Origin of the sequence: Mesorhizobium sp. M1399 (assembly GCF_040317735.1) — a bacterium.
GTDB lineage: Bacteria > Pseudomonadota > Alphaproteobacteria > Rhizobiales > Rhizobiaceae > Mesorhizobium.
Genome location: NZ_JAMYKZ010000011.1, coordinates 76,241 through 90,254, shown reverse-complemented (window position 1 = coordinate 90,254; position 14,014 = coordinate 76,241). Strand labels below are relative to the sequence as shown.

At 62.4% G+C, this 14,014-nt stretch carries 12 protein-coding genes; 4 read left to right on the top strand and 8 right to left on the bottom strand.

From position 1 onward, the window contains the following. Positions 1-9: 9 nt before the first annotated feature. Positions 10-483, bottom strand: coding sequence for an Lrp/AsnC family transcriptional regulator (locus NKH05_RS20260; protein ID WP_352515862.1), 474 nt, complete (start codon positions 481-483; stop codon positions 10-12). Positions 484-612: 129 nt separating this feature from the next. On the opposite strand from NKH05_RS20260, the gene NKH05_RS20255 reads away from it, so the two are divergent. Next, complete coding sequence (locus NKH05_RS20255) at positions 613-3,003, top strand: thiamine pyrophosphate-binding protein (protein WP_352589189.1); 2,391 nt, start codon at positions 613-615, stop codon at positions 3,001-3,003. Between the two features lie 104 nt (positions 3,004-3,107). Here the strand turns inward: NKH05_RS20255 and NKH05_RS20250 are convergent, their stop codons facing one another. Genes NKH05_RS20250 through NKH05_RS20220 form a run of 7 tightly spaced genes read right to left on the bottom strand, consistent with a single transcriptional unit; the run spans position 3,108 to position 10,769 of the window. Beyond that, positions 3,108-3,860: an ATP-binding cassette domain-containing protein gene (locus NKH05_RS20250; RefSeq protein ID WP_036244138.1), complete on the bottom strand. Its 753-nt coding sequence runs from the start codon at positions 3,858-3,860 to the stop codon at positions 3,108-3,110. A 9-nt stretch (positions 3,861-3,869) separates the two neighbouring features. After that, positions 3,870-5,069, bottom strand: coding sequence for an alanine racemase (locus tag NKH05_RS20245; protein WP_023717073.1), 1,200 nt, complete (start codon positions 5,067-5,069; stop codon positions 3,870-3,872). 12 nt (positions 5,070-5,081) lie between these two features. Beyond that, a complete protein-coding gene (locus tag NKH05_RS20240) occupies positions 5,082-6,056 on the bottom strand; it encodes an ABC transporter permease (protein ID WP_023717074.1) in 975 nt (324 codons plus the stop codon). A 35-nt stretch (positions 6,057-6,091) separates the two neighbouring features. After that, the gene (locus NKH05_RS20235) at positions 6,092-7,153 is read right to left on the bottom strand and encodes a substrate-binding domain-containing protein (RefSeq protein WP_352813468.1); all 1,062 of its coding nucleotides are present in this window, start codon (positions 7,151-7,153) and stop codon (positions 6,092-6,094) included. Between the two features lie 59 nt (positions 7,154-7,212). Next, positions 7,213-8,274: a substrate-binding domain-containing protein gene (locus NKH05_RS20230; RefSeq protein ID WP_352589191.1), complete on the bottom strand. Its 1,062-nt coding sequence runs from the start codon at positions 8,272-8,274 to the stop codon at positions 7,213-7,215. A gap of 33 nt (positions 8,275-8,307) precedes the next feature. Further along, positions 8,308-9,567 carry a M20 family metallopeptidase gene (locus NKH05_RS20225; protein ID WP_023717077.1) on the bottom strand — a complete coding sequence of 420 codons (1,260 nt, stop codon included), beginning with the start codon at positions 9,565-9,567 and terminating at the stop codon, positions 8,308-8,310. After that, on the bottom strand, positions 9,564-10,769 hold the full coding sequence (locus NKH05_RS20220; protein ID WP_245278510.1) for an ROK family transcriptional regulator: 1,206 nt from the start codon (positions 10,767-10,769) through the stop codon (positions 9,564-9,566). The genes NKH05_RS20225 and NKH05_RS20220 overlap by 4 nt, the downstream gene beginning before the upstream one ends. A gap of 91 nt (positions 10,770-10,860) precedes the next feature. Here NKH05_RS20220 and NKH05_RS20215 point away from each other — a divergent pair, with 91 nt between their 5' ends. The 3 genes from NKH05_RS20215 to NKH05_RS20205 all read left to right on the top strand — a co-directional run bounded on the left by NKH05_RS20215 (position 10,861) and on the right by NKH05_RS20205 (position 13,721). After that, on the top strand, positions 10,861-11,157 hold the full coding sequence (locus NKH05_RS20215; RefSeq protein WP_352483872.1) for a hypothetical protein: 297 nt from the start codon (positions 10,861-10,863) through the stop codon (positions 11,155-11,157). Beyond that, on the top strand, positions 11,144-11,620 hold the full coding sequence (locus NKH05_RS20210) for a hypothetical protein (RefSeq protein ID WP_352937117.1): 477 nt from the start codon (positions 11,144-11,146) through the stop codon (positions 11,618-11,620). Before NKH05_RS20215 ends, NKH05_RS20210 begins: the two co-directional genes overlap by 14 nt. Before the next feature lie 259 nt (positions 11,621-11,879). Further along, on the top strand, positions 11,880-13,721 hold the full coding sequence (locus tag NKH05_RS20205) for a HipA domain-containing protein (protein ID WP_352589196.1): 1,842 nt from the start codon (positions 11,880-11,882) through the stop codon (positions 13,719-13,721). Positions 13,722-14,014 lie beyond the last annotated feature (293 nt).

The window sequence follows — 14,014 nt, the reverse complement described above, 5'->3', positions numbered from 1 at the left end:
GCGCAAAGGTCATGCCTCTACCGGCAGCCGGTTCGATCGCTTGATCTGGGCAAGCGCGAAGCTGGATTCGATGGAGGCGACGCCGTCGAGCCGGGTCAGCTTTTCGTTCAGGAAGCGCTCATAGGCGTGCAGGTCGCGCACCACGACACGCAGCAGATAGTCGCGCTGGCCGGTCATCAGATAGCAATCGACCACCTCCGGCCAGCGCGCGATCGCCGCATTGAACCGCTGCAGCTCGTTCTCGCGTTGGCGTTCCAGCTTGATTGAGGCGAACACCGAGATTGGCAGGCCGACCAAATCCTGGTCGATCAGCACGGCGTAACCGGTGATGACGCCCATATCCTCCATCAGGCGGACCCGGCGGGCGCAGGGCGAGGCCGAAAGGCCGACCTGGTCGGCAAGCTGCTGCGCCGTCATCCTGCCATCGACCTGCAGCGCGGCGATGATCTTCCGGTCGATATCGTCCAGTCGGCTTTTTGGCACGAAACGTCACTCCTGTCGTCGATGTTGGCGAAAACAGCTAACTCAGCTGCCAATCTCATGCAAGTTTAGCGACAATCGGTTTTTGGTCAGCCCTATGATTGCGGCGATCGCAACCGGGAGTCTTGCAGAATGGACAAGCAAAAACTGGAGGCACTTTCGGCGCTGGAGAAAAAGGTGCTCTGGCTGTCGGCATGGATGATCCACAACGCCAATCATCTGCGCGAAAGCACCGACGGCCTAAAGGTCGGCGGGCACCAGGCATCCTCGGCCTCGCTGGTGACGATCATGACCGCGCTCTATTTCTCGGTGCTGAGGCCACACGACCGCGTTGCGGTGAAGCCGCATGCCTCGCCGGTATTCCACGCTATCCAGTATCTCCTTGGGAACCAGACGAGGGAGAAGCTCGAACGGTTTCGCGCCCTCGGTGGCGCGCAAAGCTATCCGTCGCGGACCAAGGATGTCGACGACGTGGATTTCTCGACCGGCTCCGTTGGGCTCGGTGTCGCGCAGACGCTGTTTGCCTCTCTTGTGCAGGATTATCTCAGCGCCCGCGACGAAAGCATGCCCGAGGGCCGCATGGTGGCGCTGATCGGCGACGCCGAGATGGACGAAGGCAACATCTTCGAGGCGCTGTTGGAGGGGTGGAAACACGGCCTGCGCAACTGCTGGTGGATCGTCGACTACAACCGACAGAGCCTCGATGCCGTGGTTCGCGAAGGCCTTTGGGAACGCTTCGAGAACATTTTCCGCAATTTCGGCTGGGACGTCGTCATCCTGAAATACGGCTCGCTGCTCGAAGCCTGCTTCACCGAACCGGGCGGCGAGGCGCTAAAGGCCTGGATCGACGCCTGCCCGAACCAGCTCTATTCGGCGCTGACCTATCAGGGCGGCTCCGCCTGGCGCAAGCGCCTGATCGCCGACATCGGAGACAAGCCGGGCCTGGCATCGCTTCTCGAGCGGCGCTCCGATGCCGAGCTCGCCGCGCTGATGACCAATCTCGGCGGCCATGACCTGCCAGGCCTGATCGAGGCCTTCGGGACGGCACGCCGCAACGATCGACCGACTTGCTTCATTGCATACACGATCAAGGGCTTCGGCCTGCCGCTCGCCGGCCACAAGGACAACCACGCCGGCCTGATGACCAAGGATCAGATGGCGGTCCTTCGCGCCTCGATGTCGGTCGGCGACGGGCGGGAGTGGGACGCCTTCGAGGGATTGGCTGTTGGGGATTTGGAGCTGCAAGGGTTCCTCGATGCCGTTCCGTTCGCGGCAAAGGGCCAGCGGCGCCGGCACGCCCAGCGCATCGTGATCCCTGGTCGTCTCGTCGCGGAAGCCAAAGGCAGCGTCTCCACGCAGGTCGGCTTCGGCAGAATTCTGGACGAGATTGCGCGGGCTGGCGGGCCGCTCGCCGACGCGATCGTCACGGCATCACCCGATGTCACGGTTTCGACCAATCTCGGCCCCTGGGTCAACCGGCGCGGCCTGTTCGCGCGTCAGTCACTCGCGGACACTTTCCGCAGCGAACGCATCGCCTCGGCGCAGAAATGGGAATTCGGCACCTCCGGCCAGCACATCGAACTCGGCATCGCCGAGAATAATCTGTTCATCCTGCTGTCGGCACTTGGGCTGTCGCATTCGGTTTTCGGCAAACGGCTGCTGCCGATCGGCACACTCTACGATCCGTTCATCCAGCGCGGTCTCGATGCGCTCAACTATGCCTGCTACCAGGACGCGCGCTTCCTCCTTGTCGCGACGCCTTCGGGGGTCACATTGGCGCCGGAAGGCGGGGCGCATCAGTCGATCGCCACACCGTTGATCGGCATAGCGCAAGACGGGCTTGCCGCCTACGAGCCGGCCTTCGTCGACGAGTTGGGCGTGATCATGCGCTTTGCCCTGGATTATATGCAGCGCGACGGCGACGCCGTGCAGTCGGAGCGCACCTGGCTGCGCGACGAGACCGGCGGCTCGGTCTATCTGCGGCTCTCGACGCGCCCGGTCGAGCAGATCACGCGTAGCGTGACGCCCGTACTCGAGCAGGAGATCATCGACGGCGGCTACTGGCTGCGGCATCCGGGTCCTAATGCCGAAGTAATTGTTGCCTATACCGGCGCGGTTGCGCCGGAAGCCATCGAGGCTATCGGCATTATGGCGGAGGACCGTCGCGATGTCGGTCTCCTGGCGGTGACCTCGGCCGATCGGCTGAACGCAGGCTGGACTGCCGCGAGCCGGGCACGCGAACGCGGCGTTGTTCATGCCAGGAGCCATGTCGAAAGGTTATTTGCCGACCTTCCGGCGCATTGCGCCATCGTCGCCGTCACCGACGGCCATCCGGCCGCGCTCGGCTGGTTGGGCTCGGTCTACGGCCATCGCACGCGTAGTCTCGGCGTCGAGCATTTTGGCCAGTCGGGCACGATCGGCGACCTTTACGGGCATTTCGGCATCGACGCCAATTCCATAGCCACAGCGGCCGACCGGATTGCCGGCGGTCGCCCCATTCGCTACCTGCGTGCTCTAGATTGATGCTGGCAACATTCTCTGGCCGAGGCCTGATCGTGGATCTGAAGTGATGCCACTCACTGCTCGGGTAACGCAGTATCTGGAACGGCGCGCCTCTATCGACCAGGCTAGTGCTGAAGCCCGGTGATCATGGCGACGATCTCGTTCTTGTCGGTCTCGCTGGTCTTGCGCACGCCGATCTGTTTGCCACGTCGCAGAACACAGATCCGATCTGAGAGCCTGAACACCTGGTCGAGACTGTGGCTGATGATCAGCACGCCAATATTGCGCTGCTTCAGCGACAGAACGATCGTCTCGACCTTGGCGGTTTCGGCAACGCCGAGCGCGGCGGTTGGCTCGTCGAGCAGGATCAGCTTGCTTGCCCAGTGCGTGGCGCGCGCGATCGCCACGCCCTGGCGCTGGCCGCCCGAGAGATCGCGGATGGTGGCGTGAGCCGATGGGATGCGAACGTCGAGATCCTTCACCAGCTTTTCGGTGTCGTCAATCATCCGGCGTCGGTCGAGCAGGCCGAAGCGGTTCACCGGCTCGCGGCCAAGAAACATGTTCATGTAGACGGTCTGCTGATCGGCGAGCGCCAGGTCCTGATAGACCACCTCAATGCCGTGGGCGCGCGCCATGGTGGCGCTTGACATTGCCACCGCCTGCCCCTCGATGATGATCGTCCCGGATGTCGGAGCATGCACCCCCGTCACGATCTTGACCAGCGTCGACTTGCCGGCACCGTTATCGCCGACCAACGCCACTATTTCGCCGGGATAGAGCTCGAGCGAGAAATTTTCGATGGCGGTCAGGCCGCCGAAATTCTTGCGGATGTCGCGCAGCTGCAAAACAGGGGCCGTGCCGGTCATGGTCGCGTTCATCGCTTGCTCCTAGACGGGCCAGGCAGCGGTTTCGCCAAAACCGTTTTCGATCGTTTCGACTTGGGGGGCCCGCTTTGAGACACCGGAGATGCCGACCACGTAGGCGCGGGTCACGAACGCCTGGCCGCGAAAGCCGAACACCGCCGTGTCGCCGGGGCGTGGAGCATTGGCGCCGCTAGCGTCAATCATTGCGTAATAGTCGATTGCCGCAGGCGGCGGCACCTCGACGTTTCTGAGCGCGGCGGCGGCCGTGGTGGGATCTGCGGACACGATTGCCTTCACCTCATAGTCCGGAAAGATCGGATCGATATAGAAGCCGCCACCAAGGCAGTAGGCTTTGCCGCCAGACAAATGCGACACCTCGGTCAAATACAGAACGGCAGGGAGCTCCGGCAGATCCTCCATGACGTGCAGCGCGGTGGTGCCGGCCAAGCCATTGCCCGGTTCACATTGCGTGGCGCCGGCTTCGGCCAGCGCGCCAAGCAGGACACTCGACGTCGTGCCGGGCGCGTTCACCTCTATGTTGCTGCGGCCGGACTTGGCGAGCGCTTCGGCAGCTCCGCCCAGTGTCGCCAGATTGTGTGTCGGCAGGACCTTTCGCGTGGTCTGGTCGAACAGCAGCGCCGGGAAGGTGGTGATGCCAGCGAATCGTGCGCCGTCGAGACCATCCAGTTTTTCGGCGACCGCGGCGATATCGGCCGCCTCAAAACCACCTTCGTGGCCGCGGTAGAAAACGTCACCATCGGCGCGGATGCGGGCAAGCAGGTTTTGCGTGTACCCGGCGAGCCTTGCGCTGGCAGCGGCTTCTTCAGCCTTGGTGTCGTTGAAGACGGTCCAATAGTCCGGCCTGAACGTTTTGGCCGCCGCATTGGCCTCGTGCCTTGCGATCTGCTGCAGGTGGCCAAGATGACCGAGCCTCAGGCCGGCTCTGTGCGTTGCCCGCGCGCAGGCCATGTCGACGGCAACGGCCTGATCGATGCCGCCGCGCTTGAGCGCATGGCAGAACGAACTGGCGCGGCCGACCTGCTTGGTCATGGCGAAAATCTTCAGTCCAAACCGGTCGGCCTCGCGCTTCAGGACCCGGGCGTTGCTTTCGACGGCATCGAGGTCGAGCACATACGAATTAGCCGGCAGCTTTCCTTCCTGGTGCAGGCGCATGGCGCTTTCTATAAAGCTCGGATTGCGGCGCCGCAGAACAGCGAGGAACATGACAAAACTCCTTCAACGCGACTTTTCGCGCAGCGATACGGCGACCGCCGCAAGAATGATCAATCCGCGCACGATCATCTGATCGGAGACGGACAGGCCCATCAGGATGAGGCCGTTGTTCAGCATGCCCATCATCAGCGAGCCGACCAGCGCGCCGACAATCGATCCCTTGCCGCCGTTGAGCAGGGTTCCGCCGACAATGACGGCCGCTATCACCGTCATAAGGTCGGTTTCGCCGAGCGTATATTTCGCGGCCTGCAGCCGGCCGGCATAGAGCAGCCCGGCAAGGCCGGCGAGCCCGCCGCTTATGGTCAGAACGGCCAGCCTTATCTGCGCCACGCTGATGCCGGAAACACTGGCGGCACGGCTGTTGTCGCCGGTGGCCAGCACATGGGCGCCGAAGCGCGTCTCGCGAAAGACGAGATGCGCGATCGCAACGACAATGACCGTCCACCAGATCAAGGACGGAACACCCAGCAAAGAACCCGAGCCGAAGAAGCCGGTGAAGGCGTCGTTGGTGACCGGGATCGACCGCAAATCGGTCATCGAGCGAGATACGCCGGCAAACAGCCCGAGCGTCGCCAGCGTTACCAGGAATGAAGGCAACTTGACGTAAGCCACGAGGGCGCCGTTGAGCAGGCCGATCAGCAGGCCGGCGCCGAGGCCAGCCAGCACCCCGGCCACCAAGCCACAGGCGTTTATCGCCACCGCGGCAGCAAGAGCTGCCACGGCAACGATCGAACCTATCGAAAGATCAATCTCGCCCGCCGACATGACAAAGACAAGGCCGATCGCCATGATCGTCACGGGTGCCGTCTGCAGCACGATGTTCGACAGGTTGCGAACCGTCAGAAAACCGCTGTCCTTCAGTACGATCGCGAAGAACAGAAAGATCGCCAGAAATCCGAGATAGACGACATATTGCTGCAGGTTGAAGCGGCTGACCAAGCTCGCTGCCCGGCCGGGGCTGGTGTTGATACTCGACATTCTCACTTCCTCCGGCGGGGCGCCATTGTCTGCCGCTACTTCATGGCGGCCGCGATGGTCGCGGGCACGTCCTTGTTGAGGGACCGCTTCCACCCGTCCTTGACAGTGTCCTTGGTGACGGCGAGGGAATCGACCACCATGAACGGCGCGGCCTTCTTGCCGATCAACGAGGCGGCCGTGGCGCGTGCGAGCGTCACGCCGATGTCATAGGCTTCGTCTGCGATGAGTGCCGCAACGTTGCCGCCTTTCACCATGTCCAGTGCCGCCGGTTCGTTCAGGTCGAGCGTGACGATCTTGGTGTGGCTGTTGCCGGCCGCCCGCAATGTGGACAGCACGCTAAGCGCCGGCTCAGCCCAGGTGACGTAGACACCATCGAGGTCTGGGTGCTGTGTGATCATCGCCTGCGCGATTTCCTCGCTGCGCGCGGGGTCGGCCATTCCGGCCTCGGCTACGATCTTCATGTCCGGATAGTCCTGCTCGATTGTGTGCTTGAATGCTCCATCGCGCTGGTTGGTGACGTAGAAATCGGCATCGTGAAAGATGTAGCCGACCTTGCCCTGCTTGCCGAGCGCGTCGGCCATTGCGATCCCGGCCTTATTGCCCATCTGGAAAAGGTCGTCCGAAACGATGGTCACATAGTCCTTGTCGTGAACGTAGCCTGCTGGCGAATTGTCGACGAATCCCAATTTCACGCCGGCCTGGCGCGCAGGATCATAGACGGTGGCCGCACTTGCGGGATCGACCGGTAGGGACAGTATAATCGAGGGCTTTTTGGCGAGTACTGTCTCGACGTCGGATTTCTGCCGGGCTGCATCAAAGCCGGCGTCGGTCTGAGCGACCACCGTGATGCCGAGCCGCTTCAACTCGTCCTGGGCGCCGCTGTTCACCGCGTTGGTGTATTCGCTCATCTCATGCCAGACCAGCGCGGCGGTGTATTTGCCGTCCTTGATCTGCTGCTCCTCAGCTGGTGTGAGCACGACGCTCTTTGCCGGCGTCGGCTTTTCCCCGTTCGGTCCCGTGGTGGTGCCGTCGGCTGCGAAGGCGTTGGCGGCGACGAGCGCTACCAGTGCCGACAACATTCCAATTGCTGTGCGCATGTCAGTTCCCCTTGTTTTTATGGTGTCGGCGGCCCTCATTGGCCGCCGGCATTCGCCTGTCACTTGGCCGCGTCGAGCACCGATTGCGGTGCGTCGCGGTTCAACGAATCCTTCCAGCCCTGCGCAACGTTCTGCTTGGTCACGGTAAGCGCCGGGGCAACGACGAAGGCCGGCGTCTCCTGGCCGAGCAGCGCCTTGACGCCGACAGCGGCCATGGCGCGACCGAGCTCATACGCCTTGTCGGCCACCAGTGCGGTCACATTGCCGCCCTTGACCATATCGAGCGCCACCGGTTCGGCGAGGTCGAGCGTGACGATCTTGGTCTTGGTGTTTCCGCTTGCCCGCAAGGCCGACAGCACGCCGTCGGCCGGTTCGGCCCAGGTGACGTAGATGCCGTCAAGATCGGGATGCTGCACGAGCATGGCGCTGGCCAGCTCTTCTGCCCGCGCCGGATCGGAGATCCCCTGCTCGGCGACGATCTTGATACCGGGATAATCCTTCTCGATCGTTGTCTTGAAAGCCTGGTCGCGCTGGTTCGTCACATAGTAACTGGCGTCGTGGAAGATGTAGCCGACCTTGCCTTTGCCATCGAGCGCCTTGGCCAGTGCATCGGCCGCGTGCTTGCCCATCTGGAACAGGTCGTCAGTGACGATGGCGGCATAGTCGGTTCCGTGCTTGTAGCCTTTCGGCAGATTCGAAAGGAATACCAGCTTGGTGCCGTCGGTGAGCGCCTGACGGAAAGCCTCGGCCGAAGTGACCGGATCGAGGGGCAGCGACAGGATGACGTTTGGCTTGGCTGCGAGCGCGGTTTCGATGTCGCTGCGCTGGCGCGCCGCGTCAAAGCCGGCGTCGGTGGTCACGACGATCTGAATGCCAGCACGGGCAAATTCATCCTTGGCGCCGGCGCTGACCGCATTGGTGAAGTCGGACGAGGTGTGCCACAGCAGCGCGGCCTTGTAGCCCTTCTCCTTCACTGCGGCCAGATCTGTGTCCGACAGAGTAACCTCGGCGCTGGGCGTCGCCGTCTCGCCGCTCGGTCCCACTGTCTGTGCGCCGGCTCCGCCGGCCAACAGCATCAGACTGCCTGCAAGTGCTGTAGCAACAAGTCTGTCTATCAGCATGGTAGTTCTCCCATTTTCGCTCTCAGTTGTCCTTTATTCCGTAACGCCGCAATACTCCGCCATGAACCGGGCGAAGCCTACGATGCCCGCCAGATATTCCTCGACATCGACGTGTTCGTCGAAGGTGTGGCAGTTGCGAATGTCGCCTGGCGCGCAGTACACGGCGGGGATGCCGAGCCGGTTGGTGAAAAATGATGACTCTGACCAGAATGGCGCGCCTTCGATGGCGCCGCGACCAGCCATCGATCGGGCCATGGCGGCAGCAAGGGCGCCGACCTCCGGCCTGTCAGGTGCAATCTCGGCGGCGTTACCCCCGAGCGGATGATCGCGGCCTGCCGGATAGGCGAACGCCAACATGATTTCAGGATCGGTGATGGCGCCGCGCACCACTGCCTCGATTTCGGCGGCGGCCTCGTCCAGTGACTCGCCGGGCAACAGCTTGCGGATCAGCGACAACGTGCAGCGTTCGGGCACCGCGATGTAGCCTCCGCCCGCAAGCCCGGTGATCAGCAGGAAGCCACGCCCAATCAGCGGGTGCTCGGCTCTGGTTGCAACATCTTCCGAATGCTTCCACAGCGCGCTCATGACGGCGTGGCTTGCACGCAAGGCATCCTTGCCGAGTTCGGGTACGCCGAAATAGGCCGATCGTCCGGTGACGGTGATGTCGGTAATGAAGAAGCCGATTTGGGCCGGATAAACCGAAAGGCGGGTAGGCTCCACATAGACGATGAAATCGGGCGCCACGACTTCGCCTCTCTCGATGCGGCCGACGAAGTCCTTGATGCCGGCGGAGACGCCGATTCCAGGCTGGCCGCTCTCCTCGTCGCCGACGAAGGCAAAGGCAACGTCGCCGGCCAGTTCGATGTCGGCCGTGTCGAGCAGAGAGAGTGCCGACAGCGCGGAGCAGATGCCGGCCTTGAGGTCGCCGGCGCCGCGGCCCCAGATCTGCCCGTCGATCATTGGCGCGGCAAACGGATCCTGCCTGGCGGTGCCAGCCCAGTGCTCGCGCCAGCCCTCGACATGAACCGTATCGGTGTGGCCGATGAAGAGCAGCCGCTTGCCGGCGCCGGCACCTTTGCGCTCACCCCAGACATTGGGCCGGCCGGGCGCGAATTCCGCACGCCGAATTTCGCTCAAGCCAAGCATGCGCATGCGGTGTTCAAGGAAGGCGACAAAGTTTTCTTCGTGACCGGTTATGCTTTCGCGGCCGATTGCCCCCTGCAGAAGCTCCACCGCTGCGTCGCAATCGAGGGCGGCGCGCAAGCGGGCGGTGATGTCCTTTGAAGCGGTCATAGCGTGGCCTCGCGCAGCACGGCCGAACTGGCTGGGGGAAGCGAAATGCGTCCGTCGGGCGCGTCGACGCCGAACAGTTTGTTGTGCAACTGGCCGAGCCCGATGGCGGCGGCGCCGATGAGCGCTGCCCGCGACCCGAGTTCGCTGGCCTCAACGGCGATAGGATAGGGGAAGCAGCGCGGCAGCAGGTCCCTAACGCGCAACAGGATTTCCGGCCGCAGCCCGATCGAGCCGCCCAGGACGACCTTTTGCGGATTGGCAATTGCCGCTATGGCCACAATGCCTTGCGCCAGGTAGCGCGCGGTTTCGTCGAGCACCGTCGCGGCATGCCTGTCTCCGGCCAATGCACTGTGGAAAATCGTCGGCACGTTGACGATGTTGCCCGTCAGCGCCGCGTAGCGTTCAACCATGGCGTTGGTTGCGACCACGCGCTCGAAAGCGCCGGCGCGCAACGATGTCGGCGCGAAAGGATCGGCGCCAATCGGCAAAAAGCCCATCTCGCCGGCTGCATTGCTGGCGCCCCGCACCAGATTGCCTCCAACCATGAGGCCGCTGCCGATGCCGGTACCCAGCGCTATGAAGGCGAGATTGTCGATACCGCGGCCGCACCCCTGCCAGTTCTCGCCGAGCACCGCCAGATTGACATCGTTCTCGATCACCACATGAAACCCGAATGCGTGCTCGAAAGCGCGAACGACATTCATTGTGCCAAAGCCGGCAATATTCGGGGCAAGCAGGACGCGGCCGGTCTTCTTGTCGGGTGCACCGGGAACACCAATCACCGCCAGCCTTATCTTTGTGCGCGAGATGCGGTGCCTCTGGGCCGCCTGAAGCGCTAGATCCACGATCTGGTCGACGACGAACTGTCCGCCCCGAGGATCGGTCGGCGCCGTTTCCTCCGCGAATATCTGGCAGGCAAGATCGGTGAGGGCGACCCGGACTTTGGCGCCGCCGAGGTCGACCGCCGCGATGTAGGCCGCGTTAAATACGAGTTCGTAAGTGACAGCCGTGCGTCCGACATGTCCGCTCGTGCGCCCCGTTTCCTGCACCCAGCCTTCCTGCTCGAGTGTCCTGACGATCTCGGAGATTGTCTGCTTAGACAAGCCGGTCTGCTTTGCGATTGAAGCGCGCGAGATCGGCCCACCTTGCACGATCGCCTCCATGACGGAGCGCTGCGAGAACTGACGAGAAATGCGTGGCACGTCGTTCAACAGCAGCTCCGATTAATTCGTTCTGTCACCGAACTTAATAATCATTTTGGACGGCAGTCAACTGGCCGCTCAAAAGAGGGGTTTGTACACCGGGGAAAAACAGCAGCGCTGGCGATCTAACGTCCCGGTGAAAAGCAGGAAGCCCTTCGAAGGCGACTACCAGGTGTTACCGATTTGCGGCGTTGGTGGCGATGACCAAGCTGCGTCGCCGCACCCGATCGTCGACCGCTCGCTTGCCAAGCTCAGGAAGGTGAAGTCGTCCGATATCGGCATCGTCGTCGCCGACGGGCTCATCAATTGCGAGATTGCACCGCAATCCATCGATCGCCTGGCGGTTATGCGAGGTTCTCCTTGGTTCGATGGGCATGTCACTGCCTGACTTCATCGGGGATGCCGAGGCGAAAGTCGCCGCCAAACTCATCGCCGCCGCTGCCGATGACGGCGCTAAGGCGGTCCTGGGAGATGTCGACGCTCACAAGAACGCCTGGGCCGCCAAGAGCAACGAGGAGCGCACCACGCTCAGCCAGTCGGCGGCCGGTTGGGCAATCCGCCCGGCCGGCCATCGGGTGAACTGTCCATCGTGCGCTTCCCAAGCTTTGGTCGTGGGTGAGCCCGTCACTGCGCCGACACAGAAACTCGAGGACGGCGAGATCACCGAGACGCAGATATCTGCCCAATCGTTTCGAGTGCATCGCCTGCGGCTTGAAGATCAACGGCTTTTCGCGCCTCGCTGCGGTTGGCCTGGAGAGCGCTACAAGAAGACCCAAGTCTATGACGCAGCGGAATATTATGCGCCGCAGGACAACTATGAAGGCTATGAGGATGACAACAACGAACGTTGATCTGCGGAAAAGTGCGCAGGGCAGGGGCATGACCCGTACTGGACTGGTCGCTTCCGCTCGGCGCGAGCCCTCATTCGACGGGGCTCCATTGCTCGACCGTAATACCAGTGCATTCGGCAAAAGCAGATCGAGAATGCGGCCGAGCAGACTGGCGACGCCCGTAGACAGGCATGACTTTCTCGCATTTCAGATTCGAGAAAGTCCTTGACTCTTGACGCCTATTAGCGGACTTTTGCGCATCTGAAATGCGAGAAAGTCCGTGTCCATACTGCTGGTTGGAGAGACAATAGACAAGAGACGTGCGCATGCGCTAGCGGTGGTAGGGGAACTCGTCCCGCTCGTCCGCGGTGTTTATGCACGATCAGGCGACGACGTTGAGCAAGCAGTTTTAGGCCACGCCGTACGCATCGCGCGCTACCTCTATCCTACTGCCTATCTATCATCGGCCTCTGCTCAACTTCTTGCTCCCACACCTGACGGCCGCCTGTTCGTTAGCGGTCGGCGTAATCAACGAACCCGGCTACGGACGCTCGAAATAATCCAAAACGAGGCGCCTCCCCATCCTTCGACTGCCTCTGCGGTGGTAGGGGACGATCTTGGCGAGCTGCGAGTTGACGTTTCCTCGCCGCGCCAACGCTTCCTGGAAGCATTCCGCTTGCGGAGCGAGCATGCTAGCGCCATCACCGAACTGATGCGGGCCGACATGGCGGCAAGACTCATAGAAGAACACGGCTCGCCACAGGTGGCCGCTGACGCGGTCTGGGCGTTGGCCCGCGAGAACGGATGGTACCGCGAAGGGGAGGGCGCTGAGCGTTATCTGATTGCGCGCCCGGCGGCGGCCAAGGGCCCCGTTAACAAGGCGGCCCTGGATTTCCTTGTGGCATGGCATGGGGATCCTCTCGGTCGTCTAATCCACGATGGATTCGAGTGGCGCTGGAAGCCTGTGAGGCGCAGCGGCCCGCCACTCGTTCGACAGACTGCACCAGGCAAGCTGCCGGCTTTCATCGAGTCGCTCCTCCCAGAAGGATGGCTCGCGCAAGTGCTCCGTCAGCGGGATGAACGCGAAGCGCTGCGAAGCGGCAAGCGCTACATGTCAAATATCGCGGTCGTCGAGAGCCAAGCCGAGCTTAACGTCCTGCCGCGAGACGAACTCGACACCAAACTTGTCGCGTTCACCGACGATGGGCGCTTCACTGGTCGATACGTCGGCCCGTCGCGAGGCGAGATCCAGGAGACGTTCGAGCACAACTTGGCTCAGCTGTTTGCGCGCGCGGAAATGCCGAGATTATCGGGTGTCCAGATTAAGGCGCCGATGAATTTGGCATCGGACGGCGCGCTGCTACCCGCGATCGATCTGCCATTCACTCACATCCTTAAGCCGGCCGGAACCGCGGGCTTCGAAATGCTGCCGGTCGTCGAATGGCTTTGTCTTGAACTTGGTCGCGCAGCGGGCTTCGAGGTTCCGGCCGCCGCGCTCATCGACATGCCGGATGGGATGTCACCTGCATTGGTCGTCGAGCGATTCGACGTGCGACGCGGGCCCGATGATCGACGCTTCCTAGCGCTCGAGGACTTCTGTTCGGTTCTCGATCTGCCGACCTCAGCCAAATACGACGGCACAATCGAACGCATGGCGCGCGGTTTGCGGCCGCTTTCGACCGACCCTGCCGCCGATATCGAGACCTTGTTCCGCCGGGCGTTTTTCGCGTGGCTGATCGCCGACGGGGACATGCATCTCAAGAACCTGGCGCTCCTCAAGATTGCAGGCCCTGGCTCCAAGCGGTTCGAGACCGTCCGGTTCGCATCCCTTTACGACGCCGTGACGACCCGCGTCTTTCCGGGGCTTGGTGGCGATCGTATGGCGCTGAAGCTCAACGGTAAGGACGACCGGCTTACACGGCAGGACTTCCTAACTCTCGCGCGCACGATCGAGTTGCCGGTCACTCGCGCGGAAGAAGCGATAGGTTCGATCGCCGCTGCCCTGCGCGAAGCAGCGCGCATGCTCGCTCTGCCGTCCTTTGCCGAACGGGCTGATCCCGCTCAAACAGCGGCGGAGCGAGTGAAGGCGATCGTGCGCGACCGCGCTGAGGCGTTTTCATGAGCACCCATGGGATCAAGATCTATGTCGGCGTCACCGATCTAGATTGGTTCGAATTTCTGTCGCGCCGCCAGGACGTTGACGAGGTGAACATCTGGCAGCCCGGGGGGGCGGTCGCAGTTCCGAGCGCTCCAACCGGGCGAACTGTTTCTCTTCAAGCTTCATAGCCCCAACAACTTCATCGTCGGCGGCGGGCTGTTCGGGCAGGCGTTCACACATCGCCGTATGTGGACGGCTCTCCCTCTTTGTTCAGACGAACTGATATACCAGCCATGCTCTGCCCTTCAGCAACAAAC

Excerpts from the sequence above, each read along its gene's own strand:
- NKH05_RS20255 (WP_352589189.1), top strand. The coding sequence starts at position 613 with ATGGACAAGCAAAAACTGGAGGCACTTTCGGCGCTGGAGAAAAAGGTG.
- NKH05_RS20250 (WP_036244138.1), bottom strand. The coding sequence starts at position 3,860 with ATGAACGCGACCATGACCGGCACGGCCCCTGTTTTGCAGCTGCGCGAC.
- NKH05_RS20245 (WP_023717073.1), bottom strand. The coding sequence starts at position 5,069 with ATGTTCCTCGCTGTTCTGCGGCGCCGCAATCCGAGCTTTATAGAAAGC.
- NKH05_RS20240 (WP_023717074.1), bottom strand. The coding sequence starts at position 6,056 with ATGTCGAGTATCAACACCAGCCCCGGCCGGGCAGCGAGCTTGGTCAGC.
- NKH05_RS20235 (WP_352813468.1), bottom strand. The coding sequence starts at position 7,153 with ATGCGCACAGCAATTGGAATGTTGTCGGCACTGGTAGCGCTCGTCGCC.
- NKH05_RS20230 (WP_352589191.1), bottom strand. The coding sequence starts at position 8,274 with ATGCTGATAGACAGACTTGTTGCTACAGCACTTGCAGGCAGTCTGATG.
- NKH05_RS20225 (WP_023717077.1), bottom strand. The coding sequence starts at position 9,567 with ATGACCGCTTCAAAGGACATCACCGCCCGCTTGCGCGCCGCCCTCGAT.
- NKH05_RS20210 (WP_352937117.1), top strand. The coding sequence starts at position 11,144 with ATGTCACTGCCTGACTTCATCGGGGATGCCGAGGCGAAAGTCGCCGCC.